At 69.2% G+C, this 26,766-nt stretch carries 29 protein-coding genes; 16 read left to right on the top strand and 13 right to left on the bottom strand.

Going from position 1 to position 26,766, the window contains the following annotated elements; genetic code table 11:
• Positions 1-56: 56 nt before the first annotated feature.
• On the bottom strand, positions 57-719 hold the full coding sequence (locus MJ607_RS02545) for an alpha/beta fold hydrolase (RefSeq protein ID WP_243073972.1): 663 nt from the start codon (positions 717-719) through the stop codon (positions 57-59).
• A gap of 707 nt (positions 720-1,426) precedes the next feature.
• Here MJ607_RS02545 and MJ607_RS02540 point away from each other — a divergent pair.
• Positions 1,427-2,020, top strand: coding sequence for an RNA polymerase sigma factor (locus MJ607_RS02540; RefSeq protein ID WP_243073971.1), 594 nt, complete (start codon positions 1,427-1,429; stop codon positions 2,018-2,020).
• On the top strand, positions 1,986-2,678 hold the full coding sequence (locus tag MJ607_RS02535) for a hypothetical protein (protein WP_243073970.1): 693 nt from the start codon (positions 1,986-1,988) through the stop codon (positions 2,676-2,678). The genes MJ607_RS02540 and MJ607_RS02535 overlap by 35 nt, the downstream gene beginning before the upstream one ends.
• Before the next feature lie 115 nt (positions 2,679-2,793).
• Here the strand turns inward: MJ607_RS02535 and MJ607_RS02530 are convergent, their stop codons facing one another.
• Positions 2,794-3,240 carry a VOC family protein gene (locus MJ607_RS02530; protein ID WP_243073969.1) on the bottom strand — a complete coding sequence of 149 codons (447 nt, stop codon included), beginning with the start codon at positions 3,238-3,240 and terminating at the stop codon, positions 2,794-2,796.
• A gap of 198 nt (positions 3,241-3,438) precedes the next feature.
• Here MJ607_RS02530 and MJ607_RS02525 point away from each other — a divergent pair, with 198 nt between their 5' ends.
• The 4 genes from MJ607_RS02525 to MJ607_RS02510 all read left to right on the top strand — a co-directional run bounded on the left by MJ607_RS02525 (position 3,439) and on the right by MJ607_RS02510 (position 6,873).
• Positions 3,439-4,182, top strand: coding sequence for a hypothetical protein (locus tag MJ607_RS02525; RefSeq protein WP_243073968.1), 744 nt, complete (start codon positions 3,439-3,441; stop codon positions 4,180-4,182).
• 140 nt (positions 4,183-4,322) lie between these two features.
• The gene (locus MJ607_RS02520; protein ID WP_243073967.1) at positions 4,323-4,730 is read left to right on the top strand and encodes a YciI family protein; all 408 of its coding nucleotides are present in this window, start codon (positions 4,323-4,325) and stop codon (positions 4,728-4,730) included.
• A gap of 5 nt (positions 4,731-4,735) precedes the next feature.
• On the top strand, positions 4,736-5,881 hold the full coding sequence (locus MJ607_RS02515) for an RNA polymerase sigma factor (protein ID WP_243073966.1): 1,146 nt from the start codon (positions 4,736-4,738) through the stop codon (positions 5,879-5,881).
• A gap of 95 nt (positions 5,882-5,976) precedes the next feature.
• Positions 5,977-6,873, top strand: coding sequence for an alpha/beta fold hydrolase (locus tag MJ607_RS02510; protein ID WP_243073965.1), 897 nt, complete (start codon positions 5,977-5,979; stop codon positions 6,871-6,873).
• Between the two features lie 90 nt (positions 6,874-6,963).
• On the opposite strand, the gene MJ607_RS02505 is transcribed toward MJ607_RS02510, so the two are convergent.
• The 3 genes from MJ607_RS02505 to MJ607_RS02495 form a co-directional block, all read right to left on the bottom strand.
• Positions 6,964-7,449 carry an ATP-dependent endonuclease gene (locus tag MJ607_RS02505; protein ID WP_243073964.1) on the bottom strand — a complete coding sequence of 162 codons (486 nt, stop codon included), beginning with the start codon at positions 7,447-7,449 and terminating at the stop codon, positions 6,964-6,966.
• Positions 7,450-7,575: 126 nt separating this feature from the next.
• Positions 7,576-7,965: an SHOCT domain-containing protein gene (locus MJ607_RS02500; RefSeq protein ID WP_243073963.1), complete on the bottom strand. Its 390-nt coding sequence runs from the start codon at positions 7,963-7,965 to the stop codon at positions 7,576-7,578.
• A gap of 95 nt (positions 7,966-8,060) precedes the next feature.
• Positions 8,061-8,465: a hypothetical protein gene (locus MJ607_RS02495; protein WP_243073962.1), complete on the bottom strand. Its 405-nt coding sequence runs from the start codon at positions 8,463-8,465 to the stop codon at positions 8,061-8,063.
• Positions 8,466-8,669: 204 nt separating this feature from the next.
• On the opposite strand from MJ607_RS02495, the gene MJ607_RS02490 reads away from it, so the two are divergent.
• The 6 genes from MJ607_RS02490 to MJ607_RS02465 all read left to right on the top strand — a co-directional run bounded on the left by MJ607_RS02490 (position 8,670) and on the right by MJ607_RS02465 (position 15,278).
• Positions 8,670-9,719: an acyl-CoA dehydrogenase gene (locus MJ607_RS02490; RefSeq protein ID WP_243073961.1), complete on the top strand. Its 1,050-nt coding sequence runs from the start codon at positions 8,670-8,672 to the stop codon at positions 9,717-9,719.
• Entirely contained in the window at positions 9,716-11,080 is a 1,365-nt protein-coding gene (locus MJ607_RS02485) for a bifunctional PIG-L family deacetylase/class I SAM-dependent methyltransferase (protein WP_243073960.1), read from the top strand. The genes MJ607_RS02490 and MJ607_RS02485 overlap by 4 nt, the downstream gene beginning before the upstream one ends.
• Positions 11,077-11,820 carry a glycosyltransferase family 2 protein gene (locus tag MJ607_RS02480; RefSeq protein WP_243073959.1) on the top strand — a complete coding sequence of 248 codons (744 nt, stop codon included), beginning with the start codon at positions 11,077-11,079 and terminating at the stop codon, positions 11,818-11,820. Before MJ607_RS02485 ends, MJ607_RS02480 begins: the two co-directional genes overlap by 4 nt.
• Before the next feature lie 253 nt (positions 11,821-12,073).
• A complete protein-coding gene (locus tag MJ607_RS02475) occupies positions 12,074-12,838 on the top strand; it encodes a sugar phosphate isomerase/epimerase (RefSeq protein ID WP_243074506.1) in 765 nt (254 codons plus the stop codon).
• Positions 12,835-13,959: a Gfo/Idh/MocA family protein gene (locus MJ607_RS02470; protein WP_243073958.1), complete on the top strand. Its 1,125-nt coding sequence runs from the start codon at positions 12,835-12,837 to the stop codon at positions 13,957-13,959. The genes MJ607_RS02475 and MJ607_RS02470 overlap by 4 nt, the downstream gene beginning before the upstream one ends.
• Before the next feature lie 104 nt (positions 13,960-14,063).
• The gene (locus MJ607_RS02465) at positions 14,064-15,278 is read left to right on the top strand and encodes a sugar MFS transporter (protein WP_243073957.1); all 1,215 of its coding nucleotides are present in this window, start codon (positions 14,064-14,066) and stop codon (positions 15,276-15,278) included.
• Between the two features lie 37 nt (positions 15,279-15,315).
• Here the strand turns inward: MJ607_RS02465 and MJ607_RS02460 are convergent, their stop codons facing one another.
• The 3 genes from MJ607_RS02460 to MJ607_RS02450 are packed head-to-tail and all read right to left on the bottom strand — an operon-like array spanning position 15,316 to position 18,065.
• Entirely contained in the window at positions 15,316-16,068 is a 753-nt protein-coding gene (locus MJ607_RS02460; protein ID WP_243073956.1) for a GNAT family N-acetyltransferase, read from the bottom strand.
• 38 nt (positions 16,069-16,106) lie between these two features.
• On the bottom strand, positions 16,107-16,517 hold the full coding sequence (locus MJ607_RS02455; RefSeq protein WP_243073955.1) for a nuclear transport factor 2 family protein: 411 nt from the start codon (positions 16,515-16,517) through the stop codon (positions 16,107-16,109).
• Between the two features lie 48 nt (positions 16,518-16,565).
• Positions 16,566-18,065, bottom strand: coding sequence for an MFS transporter (locus MJ607_RS02450; RefSeq protein WP_243073954.1), 1,500 nt, complete (start codon positions 18,063-18,065; stop codon positions 16,566-16,568).
• A gap of 103 nt (positions 18,066-18,168) precedes the next feature.
• Here MJ607_RS02450 and MJ607_RS02445 point away from each other — a divergent pair, with 103 nt between their 5' ends.
• Together MJ607_RS02445 and MJ607_RS02440 are read left to right on the top strand one after the other, a co-directional pair.
• Positions 18,169-18,780 (top strand): TetR/AcrR family transcriptional regulator, encoded by a 612-nt coding sequence (locus MJ607_RS02445; protein WP_243073953.1) that lies wholly within the window; start codon positions 18,169-18,171, stop codon positions 18,778-18,780.
• A gap of 112 nt (positions 18,781-18,892) precedes the next feature.
• Positions 18,893-19,600 (top strand): ZIP family metal transporter, encoded by a 708-nt coding sequence (locus MJ607_RS02440; protein WP_243073952.1) that lies wholly within the window; start codon positions 18,893-18,895, stop codon positions 19,598-19,600.
• Positions 19,601-19,652: 52 nt separating this feature from the next.
• Here the strand turns inward: MJ607_RS02440 and MJ607_RS02435 are convergent, their stop codons facing one another.
• Positions 19,653-20,156, bottom strand: a complete 504-nt coding sequence (locus tag MJ607_RS02435; protein WP_243073951.1) for a GyrI-like domain-containing protein — start codon at positions 20,154-20,156, stop codon at positions 19,653-19,655.
• A 168-nt stretch (positions 20,157-20,324) separates the two neighbouring features.
• Here MJ607_RS02435 and MJ607_RS02430 point away from each other — a divergent pair, with 168 nt between their 5' ends.
• Positions 20,325-22,034, top strand: a complete 1,710-nt coding sequence (locus MJ607_RS02430; RefSeq protein WP_243074505.1) for a DEAD/DEAH box helicase — start codon at positions 20,325-20,327, stop codon at positions 22,032-22,034.
• A gap of 230 nt (positions 22,035-22,264) precedes the next feature.
• Here the strand turns inward: MJ607_RS02430 and MJ607_RS02425 are convergent, their stop codons facing one another.
• The 3 genes from MJ607_RS02425 to MJ607_RS02415 form a co-directional block, all read right to left on the bottom strand.
• Positions 22,265-22,717, bottom strand: coding sequence for a DUF1801 domain-containing protein (locus MJ607_RS02425; RefSeq protein ID WP_243073950.1), 453 nt, complete (start codon positions 22,715-22,717; stop codon positions 22,265-22,267).
• A 178-nt stretch (positions 22,718-22,895) separates the two neighbouring features.
• Positions 22,896-23,240, bottom strand: coding sequence for a cupin domain-containing protein (locus tag MJ607_RS02420; protein WP_243073949.1), 345 nt, complete (start codon positions 23,238-23,240; stop codon positions 22,896-22,898).
• A gap of 169 nt (positions 23,241-23,409) precedes the next feature.
• Positions 23,410-25,416 (bottom strand): ATP-dependent helicase, encoded by a 2,007-nt coding sequence (locus tag MJ607_RS02415; protein ID WP_243073948.1) that lies wholly within the window; start codon positions 25,414-25,416, stop codon positions 23,410-23,412.
• Positions 25,417-25,592: 176 nt separating this feature from the next.
• On the opposite strand from MJ607_RS02415, the gene MJ607_RS02410 reads away from it, so the two are divergent.
• Positions 25,593-26,147 carry a hypothetical protein gene (locus MJ607_RS02410; protein ID WP_243073947.1) on the top strand — a complete coding sequence of 185 codons (555 nt, stop codon included), beginning with the start codon at positions 25,593-25,595 and terminating at the stop codon, positions 26,145-26,147.
• A 32-nt stretch (positions 26,148-26,179) separates the two neighbouring features.
• On the opposite strand, the gene MJ607_RS02405 is transcribed toward MJ607_RS02410, so the two are convergent.
• A complete protein-coding gene (locus MJ607_RS02405; protein ID WP_243073946.1) occupies positions 26,180-26,746 on the bottom strand; it encodes an AAA family ATPase in 567 nt (188 codons plus the stop codon).
• Between the last annotated feature and the right edge of the window lie 20 nt (positions 26,747-26,766).

Raw genomic sequence — 26,766 nt, 5'->3', positions numbered from 1 at the left:
CTGTGGCGGATTGAGCGATGGTCAAGTCGTTCGCGTGGCGGACTTCCCGCGGCCCGTCAGTCCTCGGCGCGGGCGGCCGACACCACGTCCAGGATGGCGTCGATCACGAGTTGGGGATCCACCTCCTCGACGGCATGACCGGTCGTGACGACAAGTTGCTCCGCGCGGGGGCTGAGGACGAACCATCCTTCCTGCTCCTCGACGTTCGTCTCCATACCGCGGCGTTCGGATGGGAACTCCGCGTCGGCGATCTCGTCCTCCGTGTATTGGTTGGAGATGACAGTCACCGGGATGTCCCCGACCAGCCGGCGGGCGCCCCAGGCATCCTTCTCGACCTGCAGGTAGTCGCGTTTCTCGGTGTTTCCCGGATGGTCTGGCCGAGTCTCGTCGATGATCTCCGGCGGTGGGTCGAGGAATGGCGCTCCGACGTCGACGAACACCATCCCCGCGATCCGGTCGGGGTGCTCCACGGCGTAGCCGGCGGTGATATACCCGCCTCCGGAGGTGCCGACGAGGACGAACGGACCCGGCTCCCCGGAGGCGTCGATCCACCCCTCCAGGTCCGCGACAAGGTCGGTGAGTTGGCGCGGGCCGGGAGCGGGGTCGCTGCTGCCGAGGTTCGCTCGGTCGTATACGCAGGTGCGCGTCACCGCTGCGAGGTCCCGTTCGGCGAAGGCGTACGACCCGGTGGTGTCGAGGTCGCCGGCCTCGAGGATCACCGTCGGCGAGCCTGTACCGGAACAGCGGACATACAACTCTCGACCGTCCGGCAGCGCGACCGGGCCACCCGCCTCGAGATCCGGCGGGGCCGCCGAACTGGTCGCAGGCGACTTCGATTCCGCCGATCTCGGCTGCTCGCCACTTGTCGGGCTGCAGCCTGCGACAGCGATCGCGGCGATGAAGACCACGGCGAACATCGCAGCCCTGACACTCGTCTGCTCACGGGCGATCGTGCGGCGGCCGGCGCGACGATGGTGCTTGTTGGGTAGAAGCGGGTGGACTTCGCGATGGAGCGCACGAGGAGGACGCCGAACGCGTCGGTGAATGAGGCCTCGTTCGCTGGCCGTGCGCTGAACTCGAAGACCCGGCACCCCACATCGGTCCACGGGGCCAGTATGAGACGCGTATCGGTAGCCCACAACGGCTCAGCCGTCGACGTCGCCGAGCTCCGGCCCGAGGGGGGACGCCGGCGAGGCGATGTCGTGACAACCGACGTCACCCGCCCGCGGCAACTGATCTCGATCCAGGCAGGAGTCCCCTACGACTCACGGTCCAGTGTGCGCCCGAAGGTCGGTCCTGTTGCGGGCACATCAGTGACGGGTCAATCGCCTGCTCAATTGGGGTGCCTGGACTGGCGTGGTGATGCTCTTTCGGTGTGGGATGCGTATTGGCGTGAACCAATTCTGCGGAATCGAGCAATACGGTTGTGAGCCCCGACAACGAGGTCATCGAGACGTCGATAGCTGAGCCGGCGATATTCGCCGACCTGTACGACCGGCATGCTCGCTCAGTGTTCCGGTACGCGGCTCAACGCGTGGGTGACCACGCGGCCGAAGACATCATGTCCGACACCTTTGTGGTCGCGTTCGAGAAGCGCCGGACCTACGACACCGCCGTACCGGACGCCCGGCCCTGGCTTCTCGGTATCGCGACGCGGCTGATCCGCAGACACACTCGACTGGAAGCGGTGGCCTGGAAGGGAATGACGGCGGACCTGGCGGGCCGGATCGCTCCCGACTTCGTAGACCAAGCACACGACCGGATCGATGCGCAACGGCTCGTGCACCGTCTCGACCGAGCGCTCACACGACTTCGGGCGGAGGATCGCGACACGCTGCTGCTGTACGCGTGGGCAGATCTCGATTATGCCGCGATAGCCGGGGCGACCAACGTCCCGATCGGCACCGTCCGTTCCCGGCTCAACCGCGTTCGCCGGGTGCTGAGACAGGCCGCGGGCATCAGCATCAATTCGGAGGAAGTGGAACATGGACGAGCTGACCCCGCTCCGCAACACCCGTGACGAGAGCCGGATCCCCACCGACGATGCGCTCGCCAAAGGGCGTGCGGCCCTGCTCAGTCGAGCGGCCTCCGCCGTCGTGGATGCCGACGCAGCGCCCTCCCCGCGTGATGGCGGACAGACATCGGTGGCTCCTCAGCGAACTACCCGTCCGCGCTGGGCTGCGGCCGCACTCGCCGTGGCCCTCACGGCCGTCGTGGTCTCTGTCGCCGTGCCTTTCGTGATCTGGAGCGGCGGGGGATCCGGCCGACCAGCAGTCGGCGTGCCTTCCTCGACCCCGCTTGATGAGGAGCCGCTCGGGGTCACGGCGGAGACGTACGAAGCGGCGTACGCCGCGTTTGCACAATGCATGCGTGACAACGGATCTGGCCTGGCGGCCGAGTACATGGAAGGTGGCGTGCACCAGTACTCCTACCTCGCGGTGGACGAGAGCGCGCACGCGATCTGCTACCCGCCTTTCCAGCAGATCGACATGGCATGGCAAGTCGCCCACACGTACGACTCTCCGACCTATGTCGCCCTGCGCAAGTGCCTTACTGAGATGGGGGTCACGCCGGCCAGCGACGCTCAAGGTGTCTATCAGCAAGTGTTGGACCACGGGATCGATCCGACGAGCTGCCAACCGCCGGCACGCAATCCCTACAGCCAACCCCAGGAGTAGTCCGTGCCTCGATGCGAGTCTCATCCATGACCGAACGCACCGTTCGATAGTCGGTCCGTCCTACGAGCGTTGGTTCCGGTACCAACGGTTGCGCCGAGTCCTGGTCCCGGCTGCGCTAGGCGTTGCGGTCCTTGTTCAGTTCTTCGGCGAGCATCAGGATGATGCCGCTGGGTCCGCGGACGTAGGCGAGCTTGTAGGCGTCTTGGTAGGTGGCGACGCCGCGGAGTGGGAAGCATCCGTGCCTCGCGGCGATCTCGAGTGCGTCGTCGATGTCGTCGACGGCGAACGCGACACGGTGCATGCCGATCTCGTTGGGGCGGGTGGGTTCGGTCTCGATCGCGTCGGGATGGATGTATTCGAACAGCTCGAGGCGACCGTCGCCGTCGGGGGTTTGCAGCATCGCGATTTTGGCGTGGTTGCCGTCGAGACCCACGGCAGTGTCGGTCCATTCACCGCTCACGGTGTCGCGGCCGATGACGGTGAGGCCGAGGTCGGTGAAGAACGAGATCGTCGCCTCGAGGTCGCGGACGGCGATCGCGACGTTGTCCAGCCTGATTGGCATACGCTCCACGCTACCGACCCGACCGCGGGCCAAACAGAGCGCAGCGCCGACCGAATCTCGGGCCCATGCGTTCGCATGCCTGTGGACGAGCGGTACAAACCGCACGGCGTGGGTCACCGACACCATCCGCACGGCTGAGCAGGTGCTCGATCGCGGGACAGCCCTGCCCGCGGCCGCCGACGCGCGGATAATCGGACCATGGCAGGGGAGTCACGCCCCGTGGATGTCGAGCTCGCCGAGCTGCTCCGGCGCGCGTACGGCCCGGGTGCCGACATCGCGGCCGATCCCGCGGCGCAGAGGCGCCTGCGCGCTCTCGAGGCAGGGGAGGGGGAAGCGCCCGCCGATCCGCCCGAGCAGGGTGCGATCCCCACGGATGCCTCGTCCGCACCCGCGCCATTGGACGACGCCCCGACGCCGCAGGAGACGGGAGAGGGAGCTCGAGCACCGGCATCCACAGGGCCGTTCTGGCGCCGAAATCTTCCATGGGCGATCACGATCGCGGCGGTGACCCTCGCACTCGCGGCCGGGGCGGCGCTCGTCGCAGCCGAGATCTCGCGCCCGCGGGCGGAGCTGACGCTCACCTCGAGGCTCCTGCCCTCGGATGCGATCGTCCCGGGCATCAGCACCACGACGCTCAACACGTGGGGCATCCCACCCGGAGCGCTCAGCTACCACGGTCAGGTCGGGGCCCTCGATGTCTGGACGATGACCAACGGCAGCGATGCGGCGTGCCTGCTGCTGTCGACCGACGGCTCGTTCTACAAGCAGTCCTGCAGTCGTCGCCCGCTGGAGCCGCAGATCGACGTCCTCGCCGATCCGGACCTGATCCCACCGGGAAGCATCGATCCCGCTGTCCCTCCGGGCTCGACCGTGCGCATCGCACTGGTCGATGCGGTCGTCGAGGTCTTCATCGCGCGCCCGCCCGCCGACACGGGGACCTGACGGGTCGAGCTCCCCGGCGGCTCCGCGAACCGGTCACGGCCCTGCGCAGAGATTCTCGCCGGCCGATGTAGAGATCGCCGGGTCGGTTCCGTCTCCTATCTGAAGCGGTCAGAATGGGCCGCACCGAACGAGAGGCTGTCATGGCCAAGTATCTGATGCTCAAGCATTACCGGGGCGGGCGTCCCGCGGTGAACACGGTCCCGATGGATCAGCTCACGCCGGACGAGTGGGTCGCGCACGTGCAGTACATGCAGGACATGGAGCAGCGGCTCATCGCGTCGGGGGAGCTGGTGTCCTCCGAGGGGCTCTCGATGGGAGGCTCCTGGGTGCGCTTCGACGGCGAGGGGCGCCCGCCGGTCGTCGACGGTCCGTTCGCCGAGACGAAAGACCTCATCGCGGGATGGATGCTGATCGAGGTCGACTCCTACGACCGGGCGCTCGAGCTCGCCTCCGAGCTCTCGGCCGCACCGTGGGCGGGCGGCACCCCGCTGGGTGAGTGGCTCGAGCTGCGTGAGGTGATGAGCGCGCCCCCGGCCGACGTGGCGTGACGCCGGTGGATGCGACGGCACTGCGTCGCGCGATCCCTGAGGTCGTCGGCATCCTCGTCCGGCGCGGCGCGGACTTCGCGTCGGCCGAGGATGCCGTGCAGACGGCCCTCGTTCGCACGCTCGAGCGACCCCTCCTCGAGGAGGTGCGCGACATCCGTGCGTGGCTCGTCACGGTCGCGTGGCGAGCGTTTCTCGACCAAATGCGCAGCGAGGCGGCGCGCACCGCCCGCGAGGAGCGGCTCGCGCGGGAGCCCGAGGTCGGCCCCGTTCCCCAGCGGGACGACACGCTCGGGCTCTACTTCCTGTGCACGCATCCCATCCTCACCTCGACGTCGGCTATCGCCCTCACACTGCGTGCCGTCGCAGGCCTGACGACGCGACAGATCGCAGACGCCTTCCTCGTGCCGGAGGCGACGATGGCGCAGCGCATCAGTCGCGCGAAGCAGCGGCTCGCCGGCATCCCCCTCGATCAGCCGGGCGATCTGTCTCGCGTCCTGCGCGTGCTCTATCTCCTCTTCAACGAGGGCTACTCGGGCGGGGTCGACATCGCCTCCGAGGCGGTCCGCGTCACCCGGCAGCTCGCCGCGCTGACCGACGAGCCGGAGGTCGCTGGGCTGCTCGCGCTCATGCTGCTCCACCATGCGAGACAGCCGGCCCGTGTGGTGGGCGGCAGGCTCATCCCGCTCTCCGAGCAGGATCGTGCCCTGTGGGACGTCGATGCGAACACGGAGGGCGTCGCCATCCTGCAGTCGGCGCTCGCACGCGACAGGCTGGGGCAGTATCAGGCGCAGGCCGCGATCGCCGCGCTGCACGCGGATGCGGCCACTGCCGCCGAGACCGACTGGGTGCAGATCGTCGAGTGGTACGACGAGCTTCTCGCCTTCGGGGATTCGCCCGTCATCCGGCTGGGCCGTGCCGTCGCGATCGGAGAAGCCGATGGGCCGCACGCGGGCCTCGCCGCCCTCGAACTCGTCGGCGACGACGTCCCGCGCTATCACGCCGCACTCGCGTACCTGCATGAAAGGGCCGGGGAGGTGCATGCCGCGGCCGCCGAGTACGCGGATGCCGCGCGCCGCGCCACCAGCGTCCTGGAGCAGCAGCACCTCCTGCGCCAGGCCGAGCGTCTCCGTCCGAGTCACGACCTCGACTGAGCCCCGGCGGCTTCAGTCGCGCGGCCGGCGCCGGACGCCACGCCACCGCAGGAGACCCCTCTGGTCGGTGCGGGACCGCGCTGGGATGATGAGGCATGGTCGCCGCACCGACCGCAGAAGACTTCTTCGCGTGCATGGCGGAGACACCCCGCACCGTCCCCACCACCGCGGGGCCGATCGAGTACGCCGCCCGCGGCGACGGCGTCCCGGTACTTGCCGTCCACGGCACGCTCGGCGGCTGGGATCAGGGACTGGTCGGCGCCGAGTTCCTGCGGCTGAGCGGCTACAAGGTCATCGCGCCGAGCAGACCCGGATACCTCGGAACCCCGTTGACGGTCGGACGGACCTTCGCTCAACAGGGTGACGCCCTCGCCGCGCTGCTGGACGCGCTCGACATCGACGACATCATCGTGTTCGGAGCCTCGGGTGGGGGACCCGCGAGCTACGAACTCGCCGCCCGTCATCCGGACCGTGTCTCACGGCTCGTGCAGGTCGACAGCGTCTGCATCCCCGGCCCGATACCGAATCGTCTTTCGAGCGTCGCCGCACGCGACGTCACCGCGAAGCTGCAGCTGTGGCTGCTCCGCCACCGCACGAGACAGACCCTCACCCTCCTGTTCCGCGGCGCCGCGACGTACACGAGGGCGGGAGCGGCGGAGCGCGCGGCAGCCCTCGCGGCGATTCCCGGGCGGACCGCCCAACTGGAGGCCGTGCTCCGCGCTTCGCTCGGATCCGCCCGACGGCGCCCCGGCATGCGCAACGACTTCACGCTGTTCGAACCCGCGCCTCTGGAGCGCATCGCCTGTCCGACGCTCATCGTCCACGGCCGGTACGACAAGATCGTCCCGCCCGCGAACGTCTTCTACGCCGACGCGCGCATCCCGGATTCCGAGATCCACTGGATGGATGGGTCGCATGTCGCCGTCGCCTTGGAAGCAGCCGACACCGCACCGGCGTTCATCGTGCGCTGGCTCGAGGAGTCGTTCGCATGAGGATGCCGACGTGTGCCCTCGCAACCGCGTCCCATCTGCTGCTCGCGGGCACAGTCTGGTGTTAGACAGTGGAGGGGGTTCACGTCTCGGCTAGCGCCCGTCGGCGGCCCGGATGAGCGCGGCGAGGGGGTCGGGCACCTGATCCAGTGGAACCGCGGCGGCGAGCAGACCGGCGTAACGACGCTTGTTCCCGCTCCGCCCGCCGAAGAACCGCATCAGCTGCGCGCTCGTCGGCCTCCCTCGCTGCGCCGGCTGATTCTGCAGCGATCTGAAGGACTCGAGCTCGCCCTGCGCCGCAATGACGTCCTCCACGGCGGCGGTGCCCAGCGCGCGGATCAACTCCCCTTCGAGATCCGGGTCGCACACGAACACGTCATCGACCACGCTCTCGAACTGCGCACGCTCGTTGACATCGACCAACCCGAAGGTGCTCTCTCCGCGCAGCTCTGCCACGGCACGGCGCGCACCGCTTGCGCCGTTGACTATCGCGATTCGGGGAAGGCGAGCACCCAGCCTTGCGGCCAGGACCTCGAGCGCGATCCGATCGCTTTCACCCTCGACCAGGACGACCGCCATGGATCACCTCGGCTTCGGTCTCGCACACCGCTTCGCAGCGGTGTGCGAGACGCATCCTGCTCTCCGACGGCTGCTGCTATCGACCGCGCGGACGCTGCTGCGCTCGTTGCGCGAGCGGGGCGATCGCTACGCGAGCGCCTTGGCCTTGAGAGAGTCGAACTCCGCCTGTGTGATGGCACCCGAGTCCAACAGCGACTTGGCCGAGGCGATCTGATCGGTCGCCGACGTGGCTGACGACCCCGCGACCGATTGGATGTACTCGGCCTGCGCCGAGCGCATCGCCTGCATCTGCTCCAGCTGGCGCTGCTGCATGCCCCCGCCGCGGGCGATCAGATAGACCAGGATTCCCAGCCAGGGAACGAGGATGACGAAGATCACCCAGAGCGTCTTTCCGCCTCCGCCCAGGTCCTTGCTGCGGAAGATGTCGCCGAAGACCCAGAAGAGGCACATGAACCAGGCGAGGAACAGGAAGAACTCGAAAAGTGCGAGCAGGAACGACCCGTTGTCATTGAACATGTTGTTCTCCTTCAGTTGAAGATCAGCATGCCACCGAGCGCGCGACTATCCCCGCATTGGGCGGGCTGCGGGCCACTTCGCTGAGGCCAGAAGCCCTACCGCGTGGCCCACAGGGTCCAGGCGATCAGGACCGGCTGGAGCAGCAGGCGCACGAAACGGGCGCGGTCTGTGCGCAGCATCGGCGCCGCGCGGCCGGTCCGCCACTGGTGGACGTTGCCGGGGAAGACCGCGACGAAGAACGCCGCGACGAGCCAGCCGACGCTCCGCTGCCGGGGGATCGTCGCGACCGCGCCCGCGAGCATGAGCTCGGCGACACCCGATCCCACGACGATCGCATCCTTGTCGAGACCTGTGAGGCGGGTCGACCAGTCCGGCACGACGATGCGGTATCCACGCCTGCCCCATGTCAGGTGCGACGTGCCTGCAGCGGCGAGCAGCACGACGAGGAGCCACCGCGCTGCCGACCGCCAGCCGGCGATCGGATCAGCCACTGAGCTCATGGCTCGACGCTACCGTCACTCAGCGCCGGCTAGCACGGGACGGCGCCACCGCGCAACGCCGAGGGGAGGCGGCCGAGGTTCCCGTACCGTCGGGGCTCACGGCGACACCAACGGGGGACCGCACGCCGACGCGTGCTCTCGTCGGACGCTGAGCGACGGCGATTCCGCGCGGGCGAGCGGGAGACGGGCACGGGAACGATGATCATGGGCGCAGTGGGATTGAGGCCGGGGCGGGCAGCCTGGCGCGCCGAGTCGGCGGCGTCGCCGGATGCCGTGCTCGGTCTGGGTTCGGACGTGGATGCGACACTCGAGTGGGCCGCCCGCATAGGGCGGGAGATCCCGCTGCCGGGGTCTGGTCGGACCGTGGATCTGTGGCAGTTCCTCGCGGAGACGTCACGAGTGGATGTCGCGGCCGCACGCATCCTGGAGCCTCACCTCGATGCGCTCGCCATCCTGGCCGAGGCGCGCGCGGCCGGAATCGACACCGATGGCGTGCGCGACGGGCTGGGCTCCGGGGACGACGCCACATGGGGTGTCTTCGCGGCAGAGGGGCCCGGTACGAGGCTGGTGGCATCGAAGGACATCGCCCGCGGGTGGCGGCTGGACGGGACCAAGCCATGGTGCTCGCTCGCGGGCCGGCTCACCCACGCCCTCGTGACGGCGTGGGTCGCGCCCGACCAGCGGCAGCTCTTCGCGGTTCCCCTCCGCGCCCCGGGCGTGACGGCGCGCTCCGGCCCCTGGGTCTCGCGGGGACTCAGCCAGGTCGTGAGTGCGCCGGTCGAGTTCAGCGCGGCGCGGGCCGTTCCGATAGGAGATCCGGGCTGGTATCTGACGCGGCCGGGCTTCGCGTGGGGTGGGATGGGTGTCGCCGCGGCCTGGTGGGGCGGCACCATCCCGTTGCAGGACGCCCTCGTGCGCGCCGCCGCGCGCGAGGACGCGGATCAGTTGGCGTTCTTCCATGCGGGCAAGGCGGATGCCGCGCTGTGGGCGGCGCGCGCCGTGCTGTCGGAGGCGGCGGATCTCGTGGATGCGCCCAAGCCGGTCGACGACATCGGCGCGGTCGCTGCGCGGGTGCGGTCGGTGACCGCGGATGCCGTGGAACTCGTGCTCCACGTGGCGGACCGCGCCCTCGGCCCCGGCCCCCTGACGACGGATGAGGAGCATGCACGACGCGTCGCCGACCTGCGGGTCTACGTCCGTCAGCATCACGCGGAGAGGGATGTCGCTCGCCTGGGAAGGCGGGTGACCGCATGAGGGTCGTCTTCGATCACCGCGCACCGGGCACCGCGGAACAGGAGTGGGTCTCGGCCCGCCCCTGGGCCGATGCTCCCCGGTTGGATGCGGCAGTCGAGCGGCTCGTGATCCTGTCGGCGCATCCCGACGACGAGACGCTCGGCAGCGGCGGCCTGATCGCGACGGCCGCGGCATCCGGAATCGATGTCTCGGTGATCGTCGCGACCGACGGGGAGTCCTCGCATCCGGATTCTGCGGGCGCGGCCGGACTCGGCGCGCGACGCCGACTCGAGGTCGTCTCCGCTCTGCGCGAGTTGGCTCCCGGTGCCCGGATGAGGTTTCTCGGCCTTCCCGACGGGGGCCTTCGCGAGCATGCGGCGGCGCTGCGCCAAGCGGTGCAGGACGAGCTCGGCCCGCTGCCGCACGGCGTGCTGCTCGCGGCGCCGTGGTGGGGCGACGGTCATCGCGATCACCGCGTCGCCGGCGAGGTCGCCCTGTCGGTGCATGGGCCGGGTGTGCGGGTCGTCGGCTATCCGATCTGGCTTTGGCACTGGGCGAACCCCGCTGAGATCGACGTTGTCGTCGACCCCGCCTCGTGGCGGATCCTGCCGCTCACCCCGCGCGTCGGAGCGGCGAAAGCCTCCGCCATCGGCCAACACGCGTCGCAGGTGCACCCCCTCTCGGACCGTGCGGGGGAGGAGGCGATCGTGCACGAGGGCATGGCGGCGCATTTCAGTCGGCCGTTCGAGATGTTCATCGACGCCGACCCGCCGCGAGCTGCCCTCTCGGCTGACCGGTCGATGTTCGAAGACTTCTTCCGCTCGCGCAACGACCCGTGGGGGTTCGAGACGAGCTGGTACGAGGAGCGCAAACGCGCGGTGCTGCTGGCCGCGCTTCCCAGACGACGCTTCACCCGAGCCCTCGAGCTCGGCTGCGCGACGGGGGTCTTGACCACGCAGCTCGCCGCTCGGGCGGATGCCGTGCTCGCCGTCGATCTCTCGACGACCGCGCTGCAGAAGGCTCAGGACCGCCTGCGCGGAGCGGACACGGTGAGGTTCGTGCAGGGGACCCTGCCGCACGACTGGCCGCCCGGTCGCTTCGACCTGGTGGTGCTGTCCGAGATCGGCTACTACTGGTCGAGGGCGGACCTCGACACTGCCCGACGACGGATCGGATCCGCGCTCGCCGAGGACGGCATCCTCGTCGCCTGCCACTGGCGGCACGCGAGCCCCGATGCGCCGCTGACCGGTGACGAGGTGCACGCCGCTCTCGGCGCAGATACCGCGTGGACCAGCATCCTCCACCACCTCGAAGAGGACTTCGTTCTCGACGTCTACCGACGCCGGCCGACACCCGCGGCGGCCCAGGGGAGCCCCGCATGAACCGTCGCGTCGACGCGATCGCGGTGATCGTGCCCGCGCACGACGAGGAGCAGCTCATCGGCGCCTGCCTCGCCTCGATCGGCATCGCCGCGCGCGCCGCGCGCCACGCCGTGGACCACCTCAGTGTGTGGGCCGTCCTCGACGCGTGCACCGACAGGTCGGCCGACATCGCGAGAGACGCAGGCGTCGAACTGCTCGCCGTCGATGCGCGGTCTGTCGGCACCGCCCGCGCAACAGGCGTCCGTGCCGCTCTCGATCGCCTCGTCGGCATCCGCCCGGACCGCATCTGGACGGCGCACACCGACGCGGACTCCGTCGTCCCGGTGAACTGGCTGACCCACCAGCTGTCGCTCGCGCGCCGAGGCGTCGACGTCGTGGTCGGCACGGTCCGCCCCGACTTCCGCGACCTCGACGCCTCCCAGATCGAAGCATGGCTGGCAACCCACACTCCGGGCGCGGCGAACGGCCACGTGCACGGCGCGAACCTGGGCATCCGAGCGAACGTGCTTCTCGACGCCGGCGGGTTCACGGATGCAACCGTTCACGAGGATGTCTGGCTGATCGACGAGATCCGCGCGCGCGGAGGCCGACTGGCCGCAACGGACGGTGCCTGGGTCCGCACCAGCGGCCGCCAGGTCGGCCGTGCCCCCGACGGCTACGCCCGATACCTGCGCGAAGACCTCGTCGCCCTCGCCGATGCCGCGCGGTCGACTCTCCCCGCCGCGAGCACGCCGCGCTGAATCTCCTGCTGAATCTCGATCACGAGGCGGCGCTCGCGACACTCGACAGAATGCTCGCGAATCCGCCCGCTGACCATTGACCGCCCGGGCCGTCTACGGATAAACTTCCACGTGGAGGTTTTCAAATCGAGCCCCCGGGTACGCGATCGCTGCCCGTTCTGACGAGGAGAAGGTCATCGTGGCCCTGCCTGAAGCATCCAAGCCCCTGGCGTCCGTCCAGCTCTACACACTCGCTGCGCCGTTCTCGGCCGACATGGGCGGCTCGCTCGACAAGCTCGCCGCGATCGGGCTCAAGAATGTGGAGGCGTTCGACTTCGTCCGCCGTCCGCAGGAGATCCGCAGCGCTCTGGACGCGGCCGGCCTGTCGTCGCCGACCGGCCACGCGCCGCTGCTGTCCGACGAGCTGTGGACGCCGGACGGCTCGATTCCCACCCCCGCGCCGGAGGTCGTCTTCGAGGCCGCCGCGGCGATCGGCATCACGACGGTCATCGACCCCTTCGTCGCGCCGGACCGGTGGCTGACGATCGAGGGTGTCACCGACATCGCCGACCGTCTCAACCGCCTCGTCGAGGTCGCGGCCGGCTTCGGGCTCAGCGTCGGCTACCACAACCACGCGCAGGAGTTCGTCGCGGACTTCGACGGGCAGACCGCGTTCGAGCGCTTCGTCGAGCTCACGGATGAGCGCGTCGCGATCGAGCTCGACCTTTACTGGGCGCTGGTCGGCGGGCAGGACGGCGTCGGCCTCGTCTCGCGACTGGGCGATCGGCTCGTGGCGGTGCACGTCAAGGACGGCATCGCTCCCGCGGTCAATCCGTTCGGACCGGATGCCGGCGAGTTCGGCTCCGCGAGCCTCGACCAGCGCCGCCCGGGCGAGGGCGACGTGCCGCTCGCCGACGCGCTGCGCGCCGGCACGGCCGTCAAGTTCGCCGTCATCGAGTACGACAACGCCCCCGGTGACGTGTTCGAGGACATCGCCGCGAGCTACGCGTTCCTGACCGAGGGCGGGTTCGTTCGATGAGCGCGGTCGGCATCGGCATCATCGGCGTCGGGGTCATCAGCGACACCTACCTGCAGAACCTCTCCGCGTTCCCCGACGTCGAGGTCGTCATCCTCGGTGATCTGTTCGTCGAGCGGGCTCGCGAGCAGGCCGAGAAGTACGAGGTTCCCGCATACGGGACCGCGGACGACGTCTTCGCGCACCCGGGTGTCGATCTCGTCATCAACCTGACGATCCCCGCCGCGCACATCGAGGTCTCTCGCGCCGCGATCGCCGCGGGCAAGCACGTCTGGACGGAGAAGCCGCTCGGCCTCGACCGCGAGGGCGCGGCTCTGCTGCTGCGCGAGGCCGAGGCTGCCGGGCTCCGCATCGGGTCGGCGCCCGACACTCTCCTCGGCCCCGGATTCCAGGCCGCGCGTCGCGCGATCGAAGAAGGCCGGATCGGTCGTCCGCTGTTCGCGCAGACCGTCTTCCAGACGCAGGGGCCCGACCTGTGGCATCCCAATCCCGCGTTCCTCTTCGCCGAGGGCGCCGGCCCGCTGCTCGACATGGGCCCGTACTACTTCTCCGCCCTGGTGAGCCTGTTCGGAGCCGTCGATCGCATCTCCGCCTTCGGCACGAAGGCGAATGAGGAGCGGCAGATCCACACCGGTCCGAAGGCGGGGGAGTCCTTCCCCGTCGAGGTGCCCTCCACGATCCAGATCATCGCGGCGTTCGATTCGGGTGCGCAGTCGCAGAGCCTGCTCAGCTTCGACTCGGCGCTCGAGCGGCACGGAGTCGTCGAGATCCACGGGACGGAGGGGTCGATCGTGATCCCCGATCCGAACCAGTTCGCCGGCCGCATCGCCGTCGTGGCGCCGCTCGGCGTCCTGCGTGACGGGATGTCGTTCGACCAGGAATGGATCGAGATCGAGCACGAGCAGATCGAGGTCGGCCGTGGCCTCGGCGCGCTGGACATGGTCCGTGCCATCGCCGAAGACCGCCCGCACGTCGCTTCCGGGGAACTCGGGTTCCACGTGCTCGACGTCCTGCTGTCGGCAGCCGAATCGGCCGCCACGGGTGAGACTGTCAAGATCCAGAGCACCGTCGCGCCCGTTCCGCTGCTTCCCGCCGGGTTCGACCCCTTCGCGTCGACTCTCTGACTGACATCCTGGGCTCGGGTCGCTTCGCTGCGACCCGAGCCCCGTTCTTTTCGGGCTCTGTGATCGGCGCACCGATGCCCTTCTGAAAGGCACCTCGCACAACCGTGTACTCGCTCCTCCTGGCGATCATCTATGTCGCCTTCATCAGCCTCGGACTGCCCGACGCCCTCGTGGGTGCGGGATGGCCGGTCATGCACCAGGACCTCGGCGTGCCGATCGCCTTCGCCGGCATCATCACGATGATCATCGCGAGCGGCACGATCCTCTCGAGCCTCGCGTCCGAGCGCGTCACTCGCCGATTCGGCGTCGGACTCGTCACGGCCGTCAGCGTCGGGATGACCGCGGCGGCACTCGTCGGCTTCTCAGTCTCCGACTCGTTCTGGATGCTGTGCCTCTGGGCGATTCCGTATGGCCTCGGGGCCGGCGCCGTCGACGCCGCCCTCAACAACTACGTGGCCCTGCACTACGCCGCGCGCCACATGAACTGGCTGCATGCCTGTTGGGGGCTGGGCGCGTCGATCAGCCCTTTCATCATGAGCTACGCGCTCACGGCGGGTCTGGGCTGGTCCAGCGCCTACCAGATCGTCGGCGTGATCCAAGTCCTCCTCACGGCGGTGCTGCTCGTGAGCATCCCGCTGTGGCGAAGGGTCAACCCGCTCGTCCCGGCCGGTCATGCGGCCGAACCGGGTGAGACGCACCAAGGCGCTGACGAGCCCACGGGAAGACGCAGCGCGCACGTGCCCCTCGCGCAGGCTCTTCGAATCCCCGGCGTCCTGCTGATCCTGACGGCCTTCTTCGCCTACTGCGGCCTCGAGAGCACCGCGATCCTCTGGGCATCGACGTATCTCGTGACGGATCGCGGAGTCGACCCCGCGACCGCGGCGGCGTTCGCCTCGCTGTTCCTCATCGGCATCACCGCAGGACGCTTCATCGCAGGCTTCTTCGCCGACCGGGTCGGCGACCGGCGCATGATCCGCGGCGGCTTCGTGACGGTCGGCATCGGTGTCGCGATGCTCGCGCTCCCGGTCGAGACCGATGTGCTGGCGCTCGTCGGGCTCGTGATCGCGGGTCTCGGCTGTGCGCCGATCTATCCCGCGATCATCCACTCCACGCCCGTCAACTTCGGTCGCCGCAACTCGCAGGCGATCGTCGGCATCCAGATGGCGGCCGCCTACGCCGGTTCCACCCTCGCGCCGCCCCTGTTCGGCGCACTCTCGGCCTGGTCGGGAATGTGGATGCTGCCGCTCTTCCTGGCCGTCCTGACGGCCTTGGGCCTCGTGATGTCCGAGCGACTCAACCGTCTCGTCCGGCAGCACTGATCGCCGCCGGCCCTTCCTTCGGTTGGATGCCGATCGATCAGAGGGATCGGCGGACCACGGTGTAGTGCTCGTGCTCCTCGGCGGGCGCGAAGCTGCGCGCGTCGAACATCGACCGGGGGCCGCAGAAGGCCGCTGAGTCCTCGCCATCCGCCTCGCGGCGCGGATATCCCTCGATGTGCTCCGCGCCGCGCGCCGCGGCGTCGGTCACGACGCGATCCAGGAGCGCCGATGAGACGCCATGGCGCCGGTAGGGCGGGGCGATGACGAAGCAGGAGACGCCCACGATGGCGTCAGGAGCGGGACCGTGAGGATCGATGCCGGCGTACTTCGCGTAGGTCGATCGGGGCGAGGCGTTGACCCAGCCAGCCGCTCGGCCGTCGACGTATGCGAGGTAGCCGAGCGTCGCTCCCGCGCGGAGGCGCTCGATCATGTCTGCCCGCACGTCGCGCCAGGGCCGCTCGGGAGCGTCGCCGGTGTGAGGATGCAGGCAATAGCAGGATCCCCAGTCCGGGTTGTCGGGGAACGCGTCGCGGTCGAAGAACCGCAGCCAATCGTCGATGCGCTCCTCTGTGACGGGATGGATCTCGATCGAGCCGATCGACGGCAGTCGCTCAGTGGGCCCGTCTTCACGCGCCGACGCCTCAGCGAAATTGCGTGCCCACAGCCTCATCTCGGCCTCGGGGTACGGCACGTCGTGCGTGGCGCGCACGTGTTCGATGAACTGCTCGATCAGCGCGTCGATGTCGGCGCCGTCGTATCGCGTGTCCTTCTCGAAGCACTCGATCCACATCTCGGTTCACTCCGTGGGTGCGTGTGCGGGGCGACCGGTCAGTCGTCCGTCGGTGGTCGATAGAGGTCCCGTACGGCGGCGTCGATGTCGTCGTCACCGCCGTCGACGGGTTCCACATACAGGCGCATTCGTGAGATCAGTCCATCGCGTGCAGTAAGGATCACGACACCGCGCATCGCGAACGCGGCGCCATCGGTGTAGCGACCGCGCCAGTCCCATTCACCCCACTCAGTGTCACCGTCGACCGCGGCGGCCATCAGTTCGGCGGCGAAGTCCGGGACACCCCGGAACACCGCCGTCCAGTTGGCCAGCACCTGCTCACGGCCTCTGAAGGCGCGGGCAGGATGCGCGGGCTGGCTGCTCTCATAGTCGTACGCGAACAGCGAAGCCATCCGCTGCGGGTCATGGGCGTTCGTCGCGTCCCGCAAGCGTTCCAGCAGGGAGGCCATGACACCGACCGTAACCCGGTCGCCCGCGCAGCAGAAGGGCTGCTCGGATCAGTGGACGACGACGGGGTCCACGTCCGCGCCGGCCGCAGGCTGCTCGTCGTGCGACAGAGAGATCCCGTCGCCGCGCCGACGGAACAACAGGGCCGCCATGACAGCTCCGGCGGCGAAGAAGGCCGCGCCCCACCAGTACGCGGTGGCGTAGCTCGCGAGCGCGGCATCCACGCCGACCTCGGGTGTCACGGGCGTGTGCGCGGCGAGGTAGTCCGCCGCAGCCGTGGCCGCGAGGGTGTTGAGCAGTGCAGTGCCGATCGACCCGCCGACCTGCTGGCTCGTGTTGACCGTCGCTGAGGCGACACCGGCGAACTCCCGGTTCACCCCGAGCGTCGCGGTCTGCATCGATGCCGGCATGATCGTGCCCATCGCGAAGCCGATCACCATGAGCGGTGGCATCACGTTCGCCGCGTAGACGCTCGAGGCGTCGAGGAACGTGAGCCAGATCATCCCGATCACGCCGAGGATCATGCCGGAGGGCACCAGCACCTTGGGGCCGAACCTCGGCACGAAGATGTTCGTGCCCAGCTGCGCGGCGAGCACCAGCATCCCGATCATCGGAAGGAAGGCGAGACCGGTCTGGATCGGCGAATAGCCCAGGGTCAGCTGCAGGTAGTAGGTGACGAAGAGGAAGATGCCGAACATCCCCGCGCCGGCGACCATCACCGAGAGGAAGGCCGCGCCGCGGTTGCGGTCGAGGACGATCGCCAGGGGGAGGAGCGGATGCTTCGCCCGGCGCTGCCACAGCACGAAGGTGCCGAGCAGGACGACGGCGGCTGCGAGCATGCCCCACGTCAGCGGCGAGTCCCAGCCGTCGGTCTCGGCGTTCGAGAACCCGAACACCAGGCCGAAGAGGCCGCCCGAGACCAGGAGGGTTCCCGGAACGTCGAGCTTCGGCCGGGGGCCGGTGCGCGCGATGAACGGGATGTAGATGAGGGCGCCGATGAGGGCTGCGGCGGCGATGAAGACGTTGATGTAGAGGTTCCAGCGCCAGTCGAAGGCTTCCGTGAGGATGCCGCCGAGCAGGAGCCCGATGGCACCGCCCGCGCCGGCGATCGCGCCGAAGACCCCGAATGCGCGGGCGCGCTCCTTGGGGATCACGAAGGTCGTGGTGAGCACGGCGAGTGCCGTCGGGGCGAGCAGTGCGGCAAAAGCGCCCTGCATGGCACGCGCCGCCACCAGCAGCTCGAACGTGCCCGCCGCTCCACCGAGCGCGGAGGCGATCGCGAAGCCGATGAGCCCGATGATGAACGTGCGCTTGCGACCCATGAGGTCGGAGAGTCGGCCGCCGAGCAGCAGCAGGCTGCCGAAGGCGAGCGAGTAGGCCGTGATGATCCACTGGCGCTGACCGTCGGTGAAGCCGAGGTCGGCCTGCGCCGAGGGGAGTGCGATGTTCACAACGGTGGCGTCGAGCACGACCATGAGCTGGGCGAGTCCGACCACTGCGAGGGTGATCCAGCGACGGCCGTTGGTCGTGGCGAGCGGGGTGGAAGTCATGAGGGGAGCATATACGGTACTGTTGAGTTCCGGATCGTTACAGTTCAGGAATTTACCCGGCGGTAATGTTGAGGCCCGTCGAACGAGAAGGAGGCAGGCCGCAATGACGCACGTCGACCTCGAGGCCAAGCCTCGCCTCGGTCGTAAGCGGGATCACACGCGTGATGCCGAGATTCTGGATGCCACCCTCGACGTGCTCGCCGAGACCGGCTACGACGGCATGACGATCGACATGGTGGCTGCCCGGGCCAAAGCCGGCAAGGCTACGGTCTACCGGCGCTGGGCGTCCAAGCCCGAGCTCGTGCTCGACGCGGTCGCCTGCATGAAGGCGAAGGATCTCGATCTCGAGTCGCTGCCCGACACGGGGACGCTTCGCGGAGACCTCGTGGCGATGGTGCGCTCGCCCACCATCCAGGAGGGTCAGCGCAAACTGCAGGTCATGGCCGGGATCGTCTCTATGATCGCGCGCGACCCCGAACTGGCTGCCGCGGCCCGAGAAGCCATCGTCGAGCCGCGGGCCGCTGCCAATCGCGTCATCTTCCGCCGCGCCATCGAACGCGGCGAGATCTCTTCGGACGTCGACGTCGAGGCGCTGTGCCAGATCGGGCCGGCGATGGCCGCCTACCGCACACTGATGCTGCGCGAGCCCGTCGACCGCGACTTCATGATCACGACGATCGACCACGTCATCCTCCCGGCGGCGCTCGCGCGCTGAGAGGCCCTCCCAGAAGCGCTCACGCTCACCCCGGGCTGGAACCGTCGTCCGGGCTGACGACGCGTCCCAGACGCCATAGGCGGATGCCGCTCGCATCGATATCGTCGTCACTGTGTTGGCGGCTCTCTTGTGGGGTGCGGTAGCGGCATCCTCCCTGCTCATCGGCGCGGTGCTGGGGGTGATCCATCGATGGGATGACCGCCTGGTCGGGGCCGTCCTGGGCTTCGGTGCGGGAGCACTCATCTCCAGCGTCTCGTTCGAGCTCGTCGAGGAAGGGCTCGCCGTCTCCGGCGGACTGCCCGTCGCGCTGGGGCTCGCCGCGGGCGCGCTGGCCTTCTTCCTCGGTGATCGCGGCGTCGAGCGGATCGGAGGGCGCTCCGGCGGGGGCGCTGCGGGCCTGCCCCTGCTCCTGGGCTCCCTGCTGGACGGAGTGCCCGAACAGGCGGTGCTGGGTATCGGCCTGGGTGCCGGTGAGGGCGTGAGCATCGCTCTGCTCGTCGCGATCTTCGTGTCGAACCTCCCGGAGGCGATCGGCTCAGCCACCGACATGCGCGCCGCCGGCACGAAGTCCCGCACGATCATCCTCGGATGGAGCGCTGTGGCGGTCGTCTGTGCTCTGGCCACCCTGGGCGGGTACGCGGTCTCCTCGGTGGTCGACCCTCGCCTCACCGGCGCGATCGACGGCTTCGCGGCCGGCGCGCTTCTCGTCATGCTGGTCAGCGCGATGATTCCAGAAGCGAAGGAGAAGGCCGGGAACACCGCTGGCCTCGTCGCTGTGCTGGGCTTCGCCGTCGCGGCCGGACTCTCTGCCGCGGCGTAGACCCGGCTCGCCGCCGGCCGCCCGTGAGTGCCTCGCTTCCCGCGGCAGGCGATCAGTCGTCCGCGAGCTTGAAGGCGAGTTCCGTCGCCCACTCGTTCATGTCCTGGCCAGGCTCGTCGAGGTAGGTCTCCAGACGACATCCCCACCGATCGCCATTCGGCGTCGGCGCAACATCCCACGTCAGACCCTGCTCCCTGCCCCACTCGAGCAGCCGCGCGGTCGCGCTCATGAGCGTCTGCGGATGACCGACGTGGATGACGGTCGCATAGCGGCCCGCGGGCAGCAGCCCCCGACGGACCCGCGAGTCGCCCTCGACCTGCTCAGCGACGGGAACACCGGTCTCGATCACGAGGCGGCGCTCCATGTCGATGACGTCGTACTTCCAGAACGCCGCGCCGGCCGGCGCGATGCCCTTCGCCGCCAGCCAGTCGAAGACCTCACTCGTCAGCGGCGGCACAACGGCTCCGATGTCGTCCATCGTGACCTCGGCGGTGATGGCCACATAGGGGATCTCGGGTCGAACGACGATCTTCGGCGCCTCGGTCATGAAATCCATGATGACCCCTCTCCGTCCGCTTCGTCTCGGCTCGCTGCGCCCGACGCGTCACCCGAGGTGCGGCGCGGACGCGTCATCCTGTCGCCGCACAGGAAGCGCCCACTACCCTGAATTGTGACCACGTCCGATGCCCCGATCGAGGAAGCGGCTCCGCAGGAGCCCGCCACGATGACATTCGCCGCCCTGGGATTGGGCGATTCGATGCTCGCGGCGCTGCGCGACGTCGGGTATGAGACGCCGTCGGCGATCCAGGCGGCGACGATCCCGACCCTTCTGGCCGGTCGCGACGTCGTGGGTCTCGCGCAGACCGGCACGGGCAAGACCGCGGCATTCGCCCTGCCGATCCTCGACCGACTCGACCTGTCGCAGAAGACGCCGCAGGCGCTCGTGCTCGCCCCGACGCGCGAGCTCGCGCTGCAGGTGTGCGAGGCGTTCGAGAAGTACGCGTCGCACCTGCGGGGAGTGCACGTGCTCCCCGTCTACGGCGGCCAGGGCTACGGCGTGCAGCTGTCGGCCCTCCGCCGCGGTGTGCACGTCATCGTCGGCACGCCCGGACGCATCATGGACCACCTCGAAAAGGGAACCCTGGACCTGACTGAGCTGAAGTACCTCGTGCTCGACGAGGCCGACGAGATGCTCAAGATGGGCTTCGCGGAAGACGTCGAGACGATCCTCGCCGACACTCCCGACACGAAGCAGGTCGCACTCTTCTCGGCGACGATGCCCCCGGCGATCCGGCGCATTTCGCAGCAGTACCTCCACGATCCCGAAGAGATCACCGTCAAGACCAAGACGACGACGTCGTCGACGATCACGCAGCGCTACCTCATCGTGTCGTTCCAGCAGAAGATGGATGCCCTCACGCGCATCCTCGAGACCGAGAACTTCGACGGGATGATCGTCTTCGGCCGCACGAAGAGCGTGACGGAGGAGATCGCCGAGAAGCTGCGCGCGCGGGGATACTCGGCGGCCGCGATCAACGGCGACGTCGCGCAGCCCGTGCGCGAGAAGACCATCAACCAGCTCAAGTCGGGCAAGCTCGACATCCTCGTCGCGACGGACGTCGCCGCGCGCGGCCTCGATGTCGAGCGCATCTCGCACGTCGTGAACTTCGACATCCCCACCGACACCGAGTCCTACGTGCACCGCATCGGCCGCACGGGTCGCGCCGGACGGTCGGGTGACGCGATCAGCTTCGTGACACCGCGCGAGCGCGGGCTCGTGCGCGCGATCGAGCGCGCCACGCGTCAGGAGCTCACCGAGATCCCGCTGCCGAGCGTCGACGAGGTCAACGTCACGCGCCTCGCGCGCTTCGACGACCGCATCACCGCGGCCCTCGGCGAGGCGGAGCGCATCGACCGCTTCCGCGACATCGTCGCCCACTACGTGCGGAACCACGATGTTCCCGAAGTGGATGTCGCCGCCGCCCTCGCCGTGGTCGCCCAGGGCGAGTCGCCGCTCCTGCTCGAGCCCGACTCGGAGCCGTCGCACCGCGAACGCTTCGAGCGCGATCGGGGCGAGCGGCCGGGAGGCTTCGATCGCGATCGCGACGGCGGCGAGCGACGGCCCCGTACGCCCCGCGAGGGGATGGCGACCTATCGGATCGCCGTCGGCAAACGCCATCGCGTCGAGCCCCGCCAGATCGTCGGCGCGCTCGCGAACGAGGGCGGCCTCAAGCGCGACGACTTCGGGGCGATCCAGATCCGGCCGGACTTCTCCCTCGTCGAGCTGCCCGCCGACCTTTCGCGCGCGACGCTCGACCGGCTCGAGGGCACCCGCATCTCGGGACGGCTCATCGAACTGCGGCTCGACACGGGTGGCCCGGGGCGCGGGGCGCGCCGCGACGACGACCGCCCCTATCGCAAGCCGCGCCACTGACGACACTCCCGCGCGGTGAGCTAGGCCGACGGGGTGCGTGGCTCCGCGCGGGGATATCTGCGGCGAACCACGGGCGTCGATGTACTCTGCGCGGAGGACAGGAACGGTGCATCCGTTCGCACGCCCGCCGTTTCGAGCGGCCGCCCGCTGTCCAGGCGCGTCCCTCGCCGGCCGCAGACCCGCGGAGTCGGGATGCAGGGGCGGGCCTCCACAGGCGATCGGCGGGAAGGTCACTCTCCGCCGTCAGCGGCCTTCCACAGGATCTCCCGGATCGGACCGCTGCGAGCCTTCGCCGCAACGAACCGGTACGACGCGTCAACGATTCGCTCCAGCACGGAGAGGTCGATGTCGCTCAGACGCCGGATGTACAGGCAGTACCCCGTCGTGGTGTGCTTTCCCAGTTCGGCGAGCAGCGCGCGGTGGCGCGTGGTGCCGTCCATCAGATAGATGGTCAACTTGCCTCGCCGCGGATAGAACCCGATCGTGTGTCCCTCGCCCTCACGGCCGCTGTCATATCGGTAGTGATAGGTGCCGAATCCGATCGTGCCGACGTTCCACAGCGTGGGCTCGAGCCCGCTGATCCGCTGCATGATCTGCACCAGGGTTTCGGCGTCCTGGATGGTCTGCTCACCCGCCAGGGAGGCGATGAACTCGCTGACCGACCGCTCTTCGGAATCCGTCATCCGTTCCACCCCTCCGCGCCGGCGACGCGCACCCGCCAGCGGTCACCCGAGGCGGTCCCCACCAACCCTCCAGGCCCCGGCCACCAGGCGCAAGAGGGTCGAGAGACGCACACTTTGAGCCGACACCGCTGCGTCCGGCGCCTGTCCGGCGTGCCGTGCGAGGGTGACTGTCGGCTGTTCAGTCAGCGTCGATCTGGCGGAGCTCGCTGGTTTGGTCCTCGGTGAGGAGGAAATAGCCGAGGAAGACGGCGCCGTCTTCGGTGGCGTCGAACTGGGAGACCACGACGCCGGCCGGTTCGTAGAAGATGTCGCCGGCGCGGAGTATGGCGGCGGGCTCGTCGGCGATCCGGAAGATCACAGCGCCGCGCTCGATCGAGCCGAAGACCGGCCCGTTGTGGGCATGTGCACCGGCCGCGGTGTTGGGCTCCATCGTGATCCGGCGGATCTCGACGTGGGTCGTCGGAAGCGGCGCCGGCAGAAGCTGGTCGATGAGGACTTTACGAATGACGGGCTGCGTGCTCACAGAGGCGAGCTTACGGATGCCTGCTTGTTCCCGGGATGTTGATCCGCGGGACTCCTCCGCCCGTCACAGGCGATCCAGGGGGACCCGATCCGCGGGCGTCCGTCGCCGTGAGCGACGAAGTCTGCGACACGCGTGTCGGCGCGCCAGGGGCGAGGCCAGCCGATGAAGATCAGGCGAACAAATCGTCGAACGCGTCAGTGCGCACGCGGGCCGCCACGACGGCCCGCTTGATCGCAGGCTCGGGCGTGACGGCGGCGGTGCTGACCGGCTCCATGAGAGCGCGTGCGGGTTCTGTCAGGAATCGGCTGGGCTTGGCGGTGACGTGCTTGGCCATGAACGCGGTGGGATGCGTCGGCAGCTGCGACGGTACGTACACGTCGAGGGCGTCGCGCGCGCGGGTGACCGCGACGTAGAAGAGGCGCTCCTCCTCGGCGAGCCCGGCGGCCGAGGTGAGTGCCATATCGGACGGCATCGCGCCGTCGTTCGCGCGCAGCAGGTGCACCGTGTCCCATTCCAGGCCCTTCGCGGAGTGGATCGTGGACAGGGTCAGCCAGTCCTCATCGAGATGTGGCTGCTTCGCCCAGTCGCCGGCGACGTTCACCGGGTCGATCGCCTGCTCGCTCACGAACGTACGGAGATCGGTCTGCCGGGCGGCGGCCTGCGCGATGCCGTCGACTTCGGTCACGCGACGGTGCCAATCCGGGTAGTGCGCGCGCAGCAGCGGATCCACCGCGCCTCGGCATGCCTCGACCAACTCCGGCACGGCGGTCGTGGAGTCGACGGCGCTGAGCAGCGACAGGGTCGACGCGAGCCCGGTGCGCGCCTTCGCGGGTGCTTCCGCGACCGCGTCGGCGGTGCGATCGACGCCCCCGTCTGCGAGGATCCGGGCCAGCCCGCGGGCACTCGCTTTGCCGATCGCACGGTGCCGCGTGAGTAGGCGGTACCAGGACACCTCGTCCGCCGGGTTGAGAATCACGCGGAAGCTGGCCAGCAGGTCGCGCACGTGCGCGGTCTCCAGGTACCCGATCCCGCCGAACTTGTGGAACGGGATCGCCCGCACCTTGAGCTCGACCTCGAGCTGTGCGCTGTGGGATCCGGTGCGCATCAGCACAGCCTGCGCACGCAGCGGCGTGCCCTCGATGTGCGCGGCGAGGATGCGGTCCGCGATCGTGCGGGCCTCGTCGTCGGCGTTGCGGCAGGTCACCAGCGTCGGGCGGGCGCCCGGCTGCGGTCGGTCGGCGACGAGCCGCAGCCTCAGGTCGCCCGGGCGCACCTGGTTCGCGAGGTCGAGGATCGGCTGCGTGGAACGGAAATTGCGTTCGAGGCGCACGAGCGTGGCGTCGGGGTACGCCTCGACGAGCTCGAGCAGGTGCCCGGCGCTCGCCCCCCGGAACGCGTAGATCGCCTGTGCATCGTCGCCGACGACCGTGAGCCCGCGGCCGTCGGGACTGAGCCCGCGCACGATGTCGACCTGGAGCTGGTTCACGTCCTGGTACTCGTCGACGAGCACCCAGTCCCAGCGCGCCCGCAGGCGTGCTCCGACATCGGGGTCAGCGACGAGCGCCCGCAAGGCGATGAGCAGATCATCGAGGTCGAGCAGGCCGCGTTCACGCTTGCGTTCGCGGTAGTGGCGCAGCAGGCCGGCGATCGCGTCGGCCTGCTCGAGCGCCCACGGAAACTGCGCTTCGATGACGGCGCGGGCCGGGGTTGCGGTGTTGATCGCGCGGGAGCCGATGTCGGCGATCGTGCGTGTCGTGGGCAGCCGCACCTCGGTGCCGTCGAGCCCGTGCTCCGCCCGCAGGAGGTCGATCAGGTCGATGACGTCGTCGGGATCGATGACCGTCACGTCGGCCAGACCCAGATGCTGCGCGTGCTCGGCGACGATCCGGTGCGCGACGGCATGGAACGTGCCACCGGCGATGCGCTGCGCGGCCTGCGCGTCGCCGCACATCACGGCGGCGCGAGAGAGCATCGCGGACGCCGCGCGCCGGGTGAACGTCAGCAGCAGGATCCGTTCGGGTGCGATCCCCGCCTCGAGCAGCCGCGCAACCCGCGCGGTGAGCACACGCGTCTTCCCGGTGCCGGCCCCCGCCGCGACCACGAGTGGCCCATCGCCGTGCTCGACGGCCTCGAGCTGTGCCGGATCCAGCCCGGCGAGCGCATCGGATACTGCCACGGACGTGACGCTAACAAGATCCCCGGACATTCAGCTCAGGTATTGGTGGCCGTCGGCGGCGACGGGATGGGAGCCGGCGCCGAGCGCGGTCAGGTCGGGTGTGATCCGGCCGCTACGGTGGGCGCATGCAATGTCGCCTCGTCGCGCTCGCCGGTTCGTTGATTCTTGCCCTGGCGATGACCGGGTGTGCCACCCCTGCGGCGGGCGCGGGAGTCGTCACGCCGGAGGTCATCAGTGAGCCCACCGAGACGAGCGAGCCCACTGCGACGAGCGAGCCCGCCGCCGCTGTCGACAGTGAGGTCGCCGCGGCGCGCGAGCGAGTCCAGGCCTGGCTCGAGGCGGCAGCACTTCCCCCGGGAGCCGTTGCCTCCGACGCACCCATCGGGGGCTTCAACTCTTACACCGGGTGGCCGTGTGGCCCGGTCGAAGAGTTCGAGGCGTTCTGGAGAATCCCGGGTGCGACCGTCAGCGACGCGTCCAATTGGCTGAGGGAGCATCCGACAGCCGACCTCATTACGACGGCATCTGCGCCGACGTCGGACGACCCGGCGATCACCAGCGCGATGGTCGGTTACATCCCTGCGCCGGATTCGCAGGAAGGAATCGTGTACACGATCGCGAGAACGGGCGATGGCGTCGCCGTGAGAGCCGAGATCGCCGCGCTCACCGCATCTGCCACCTGCCCGCCCCTGCCTGACGGCGGGGTATACGGAGCGCCGGGACAGGGATAGCGCGACCCTCGCGTTGTTCGGTCGCCGCCACCTCATCGGACTGCGTGTGCGAGTGATCCGCTCAGCCAATGTTCGACCTGGCGCTGAGACGTGAGATGAACCACGGTCAGGTGCGGGTTCTCACGCTCGAGTGCCGGTATCCGCATCCGATACTTGTTCCGTGTGGAGACCGCCCAGCGCACGATGTGCTCCCGATCGGTGAAGATCGTGTGCAGCGGCGGCTCCACGTTGCCGTTCCACAGGATCTCCCGTCCCAGCCGTCGCCGCAGCGTGCGCCGCACGACACGGGGGAGAGTCACCGTCGCGAACGGCAGGTCGAGCCACACGACCGTGTCGGCGCGCGCCGCGAGGAGGGACCGCGCGGTCGAGTACTGCCATTCGGTCGTCCACGACTCTCGCGCGATGAGACGGCGCACGTCGTCGAGGAAGTCGTCACGGGGAACCCAGCCCGCGCCGTGATAGAGCGCGTCGATCTCGGTGTGCGGGGCGTCGATGATCTCCGCGATCCGTCGCGCGAGGCTCGTCTTCCCGACCCCCGATACTCCAGCGACCAGAACACGTCTCGGTCGTACTGGAAGCGGGTCGTCGAAGCGCAACACGGTGCCGATGGTATCGACCA

Source organism: Microbacterium sp. SS28 (genome assembly GCF_022761035.1).
Lineage (GTDB): Bacteria > Actinomycetota > Actinomycetes > Actinomycetales > Microbacteriaceae > Microbacterium.
The sequence above is the reverse complement of the archived record's forward strand: the minus strand, read 5'-3'. Positions and strand labels throughout refer to the sequence as shown.

Coding starts and splice junctions, on each gene's coding strand:
- MJ607_RS02505 (WP_243073964.1), bottom strand. CDS start 7,449: ATGGCGGTCGTCCTGGTCGAGGGTGAAAGCGATCGGATCGCGCTCGAG.
- MJ607_RS02450 (WP_243073954.1), bottom strand. CDS start 18,065: ATGACTTCCACCCCGCTCGCCACGACCAACGGCCGTCGCTGGATCACC.
- MJ607_RS02510 (WP_243073965.1), top strand. CDS start 5,977: ATGGTCGCCGCACCGACCGCAGAAGACTTCTTCGCGTGCATGGCGGAG.
- MJ607_RS02460 (WP_243073956.1), bottom strand. CDS start 16,068: ATGTGGATCGAGTGCTTCGAGAAGGACACGCGATACGACGGCGCCGAC.
- MJ607_RS02480 (WP_243073959.1), top strand. CDS start 11,077: ATGAACCGTCGCGTCGACGCGATCGCGGTGATCGTGCCCGCGCACGAC.
- MJ607_RS02535 (WP_243073970.1), top strand. CDS start 1,986: ATGGACGAGCTGACCCCGCTCCGCAACACCCGTGACGAGAGCCGGATC.
- MJ607_RS02490 (WP_243073961.1), top strand. CDS start 8,670: ATGGGCGCAGTGGGATTGAGGCCGGGGCGGGCAGCCTGGCGCGCCGAG.
- MJ607_RS02425 (WP_243073950.1), bottom strand. CDS start 22,717: ATGACGGATTCCGAAGAGCGGTCGGTCAGCGAGTTCATCGCCTCCCTG.
- MJ607_RS02455 (WP_243073955.1), bottom strand. CDS start 16,517: ATGGCCTCCCTGCTGGAACGCTTGCGGGACGCGACGAACGCCCATGAC.
- MJ607_RS02520 (WP_243073967.1), top strand. CDS start 4,323: ATGGCCAAGTATCTGATGCTCAAGCATTACCGGGGCGGGCGTCCCGCG.
- MJ607_RS02430 (WP_243074505.1), top strand. CDS start 20,325: ATGACATTCGCCGCCCTGGGATTGGGCGATTCGATGCTCGCGGCGCTG.
- MJ607_RS02445 (WP_243073953.1), top strand. CDS start 18,169: ATGACGCACGTCGACCTCGAGGCCAAGCCTCGCCTCGGTCGTAAGCGG.
- MJ607_RS02495 (WP_243073962.1), bottom strand. CDS start 8,465: ATGAGCTCAGTGGCTGATCCGATCGCCGGCTGGCGGTCGGCAGCGCGG.
- MJ607_RS02500 (WP_243073963.1), bottom strand. CDS start 7,965: ATGTTCAATGACAACGGGTCGTTCCTGCTCGCACTTTTCGAGTTCTTC.
- MJ607_RS02435 (WP_243073951.1), bottom strand. CDS start 20,156: ATGGATTTCATGACCGAGGCGCCGAAGATCGTCGTTCGACCCGAGATC.
- MJ607_RS02485 (WP_243073960.1), top strand. CDS start 9,716: ATGAGGGTCGTCTTCGATCACCGCGCACCGGGCACCGCGGAACAGGAG.
- MJ607_RS02410 (WP_243073947.1), top strand. CDS start 25,593: ATGACCGGGTGTGCCACCCCTGCGGCGGGCGCGGGAGTCGTCACGCCG.
- MJ607_RS02530 (WP_243073969.1), bottom strand. CDS start 3,240: ATGCCAATCAGGCTGGACAACGTCGCGATCGCCGTCCGCGACCTCGAG.
- MJ607_RS02475 (WP_243074506.1), top strand. CDS start 12,074: ATGGGCGGCTCGCTCGACAAGCTCGCCGCGATCGGGCTCAAGAATGTG.
- MJ607_RS02470 (WP_243073958.1), top strand. CDS start 12,835: ATGAGCGCGGTCGGCATCGGCATCATCGGCGTCGGGGTCATCAGCGAC.
- MJ607_RS02525 (WP_243073968.1), top strand. CDS start 3,439: ATGGCAGGGGAGTCACGCCCCGTGGATGTCGAGCTCGCCGAGCTGCTC.